Genomic DNA, 3,269 nt, shown 5'->3' on the forward strand with positions numbered 1-3,269 from the left:
ATCGGTACCTGAAGCACACCCGCGGCATTTATGGTTTCCCAGAAAATTCCTTCAGATGTACTGGCATCACCAATTGTTCCCCAAGCGACCTCATTTCCATTATCTGAAAACTGATTCCAATCGCTCAAAAGATCATTTTCGCGATACACTTTTGATGCCTGAGCCAAACCAAGCAGACGTGCCATCTGTCCAGCTGTTGGTGACATATCCGCAGATGTGTTTTTCTGAGCGGTTTGATCCACCCAATTGCCCTCTTCATCAATTGTGCAACGCAGGCTCTTCAGGGGCTCTGCCCCGTACGCCGGTAGATCCTGCGTACGAAGATCGCCGGAGATGCAAGCAGTTCCCAGCTTCAGAAGTCTGTACATCAAAACTCCAGTAGCGTGGGACTGCACACGGCCCGCGCTGGCTGTATGAATGCTCAAGCCGACACCGCTGTGTAGTCGGAGCGCTTGGACTGAGCTTCCTGCTCGATGCGGTCGCGCAGGGCGTTGAGCATGCCCGAAAACAAGAGGCTGTGCGGAAGCGAAAGCATGTACCAGTAGAGCGTGCCCCACAGCCCACGCGGTTCGAAGAAGTTCGCCTGCGTGACAACAGCGGTCCCGTTGTCATCCGGCTCCACCTCATATTGCATCCAGGCGCGGCCCGGCATCGTCATTTCGGCGCGCAGGCGCAGCAGATTCGGGCGGTCGATGTCCTCAACGCGCCAGAAGTCGACCGTGTCACCCGCGCGCAGGGTGGTGGGGTGGCGGCGCCCCCGCCGGTAGCCGATGCCGCCCATGAGCTGGTCGAGGTAGCCGCGCAACTGCCAGAGAACATCGCCAAAGAGCCAGCCCGTCTGGCCCCCGAGACTCTCAATCACCGCGAAGGCCTGCTCCGCATCCGCCTGGACCTGGACCTGCCTCGTTTCCTTGATGAGGCCCTGCGTGGTTTCGAGCGAGACGTCTACCAGGCGTCCGCGGGGATGCGAGGACACGGCGCTGTTCCAGACGGTGGGGATGTCGTTCGAGGCGTAGCGCTGCAGTGCCAGCCGTACGGCAGCCTCATACGAGATAGGATCGACGTCAGGGAAAAGCTCCCGCGCCTCCTCGGGGTTGTCGACCGTGACTTCGTTGTCGAGCCCTTCGATGAGCGGGCGCGCAATCTGGTTGGAGATGGGCGTGACCAGTCCGACCCAGTGCGAGGACAGCCCGGGTGTGAGGAACGGCACATTCACGATAGGGCGGTTCAGGCCCCGTACATCTGCGTAGCGCTGAAACATGTCGCCGTAGGTAAGGACATCCGAGCCCCCAATCTCGATGACGCGCCCGGCACTCTCGGGCTGCTCCAGTGCGGCCATCAGATACTGTAACACGTCGCGGATAGCAATGGGCTGCGTCGGCGTCTGCACCCACTTCGGGCAGATGAGCACAGGTACACGTTCCGTAAGGTACCGAATCAGTTCGAACGAGAGGCTGCCCGAGCCTACGATGACCGCGGCGCGAAACTCGGTGACCGGAATGGAGCCGTCGCGGAGCACGTCGCCGGTTTCCATGCGGCTTTTGAGGTGGTCCGAAAGGCGTGTGCCTTTCGGACGAATGCCCCCCAGGTAGATGAGGCGCTGTACACCTGCCGACTCGGCTGCTTCGCGGATGTTAGTGGCCGCACGGCGGTCGCGCTCGGCGAACTCGCTTCCTCCCCCGAGCGAATGAATCAGATAGTACGCTGCGTCGACATCATCAAAGACCCCGGGCAGCGTCTCCGGTTTGAGAGCATCGCCCGTTACGACCTCGACCCGGTCATGCCAGGGCTGCGCGTGCAGGCGGTCGGCATCGCGCACGAAGCAGCGCACGCGGTAGCCCTCGCGTAGCAAGCACGGCACCAGGCGTCCACCTACATATCCGGTAGCACCCGTAACGAGCACTGTTTGAGGAGCAGTAGCCATGAAAAGCGCAGCCAGTTGAGAAGTAAAACAATGGGTGTATGGAATGCTCGGTGCCGGGTACGGTTTGCGGAACGAGCGGAATGAACCACGACCAGATGCAACGATACTGTTCGCCCTGCTCTTACAACGACGCACAACCCCGGTGCGGCGTCCGCATTACAACAACGTCCCATCTCGCAGGGACCCGCACCATACATTGTTCATCTATGCTACTGCAGCACACGACCTCCTTTCGACACGCTCTCCTAAACCTTCCTTCTTGTTATGGCTGATAAAAAAGAAGACACCCAAACGTGGCCCGAACTCGCTATCGGACTGTACGATAAACTGACCGGGCGCGGTGCTGAAATCTCGTACGAGTTTGAGGACTTCGAACTCGAAGTGCCCAGTAAAGTGGGATCCGGAGCGGAGTACGCCAAGTGGAAAATGAATGGCACGCTCCGCATCCGCACCCGCGACGATGCATAACCACGGCCCAATGCAGAGCCGCTGTCTCGCTGTTGGCTTTTCTCTATCCGGTGTGATTCGACATGGCAACTCCGCTTGACGTAATCGGCGATTTAGACCTCACCGTTGATGGCGAATATGTTGCGGTACGAGGCGACGGACGCCGCGTTGTGGTGGATGTGCCGTCGCTGGCTACCGCGCGCCGTCTCATCACAAAGACGCCGTACGGCGACACGCCGCGGGATACCGCCGCCTACGTGCAGGACCTCTTGGCCGAGGTTGACCTGACCCTCGACGTAATGCTCAACCATCAGCGGGTGGCCCGTCTGGGCGCCGATGCGCGCCCGAATGCGGTGTCGCGCCTGCTGAACCTGGGCGATGTTGAGGTGCATCCGTCGGTACCCGCCCGCGAGAGCGCTGCCCGCAATCCTGTTGCTACGGCGCTGCTGCTCATTACAGGTGTGGGGCTGCTGCTCTGGCTCCTGCGCCGCGGAAACGACTGAACGAACGGGGGCCAACCTGCATCGGAAACAAAAAACATAGCAAAAGGGACAGCCTGCAAAGGGCTGTCCCTTTTTTGCTGATGGTAAAGATCTGACAGGTCTTTGGAGACCTGTCAGATCTATTCGAATCCAACCCGCTCCCCTGGAGAGGAGGACGTAACTTGAAGGCCTGTACTGGGCCATATGAATCACAACAGCAATACGCTACAAGAAAGCACAAGAGGCAGGAAATCCACACTATCAAGTTCCTTCTCCTTTGGGGCTAGTCTATGCACACAACCTGGAATAGCTGTGGGCGTCGAATACAAATTAGTGTTCTGTAGGCTGGTGTTCATTTTTGCCTTGATGCAAAAACGAACCAGACGAGCGAAGCGACTCACGAAGTAAAAAAATCA

General features: G+C 58.8%; 4 protein-coding genes. 2 read left to right on the forward strand and 2 right to left on the reverse strand.

Annotated features, from left to right (window positions below; all coding sequences use genetic code 11):
- Together R6U20_RS03625 and R6U20_RS03630 are read right to left on the reverse strand one after the other, a co-directional pair.
- A partial coding sequence (locus R6U20_RS03625; protein WP_410336507.1) for a thiamine pyrophosphate-dependent enzyme occupies window positions 1-368 on the reverse strand: 368 nt, incomplete at its 3' end.
- A gap of 53 nt (window positions 369-421) precedes the next feature.
- Window positions 422-1,924: a DUF2867 domain-containing protein gene (locus tag R6U20_RS03630; RefSeq protein WP_410336508.1), complete on the reverse strand. Its 1,503-nt coding sequence runs from the start codon at window positions 1,922-1,924 to the stop codon at window positions 422-424.
- Between the two features lie 264 nt (window positions 1,925-2,188).
- Here R6U20_RS03630 and R6U20_RS03635 point away from each other — a divergent pair, with 264 nt between their 5' ends.
- Both R6U20_RS03635 and R6U20_RS03640 read left to right on the forward strand, forming a co-directional pair.
- On the forward strand, window positions 2,189-2,392 hold the full coding sequence (locus tag R6U20_RS03635; protein ID WP_410336509.1) for a hypothetical protein: 204 nt from the start codon (window positions 2,189-2,191) through the stop codon (window positions 2,390-2,392).
- A 62-nt stretch (window positions 2,393-2,454) separates the two neighbouring features.
- Entirely contained in the window at window positions 2,455-2,874 is a 420-nt protein-coding gene (locus R6U20_RS03640; protein WP_410336510.1) for a hypothetical protein, read from the forward strand.
- Window positions 2,875-3,269 lie beyond the last annotated feature (395 nt).

It is taken from the genome of Longimonas sp., from assembly GCF_046498435.1.
Lineage (GTDB): Bacteria > Bacteroidota > Rhodothermia > Rhodothermales > Salinibacteraceae > Longimonas.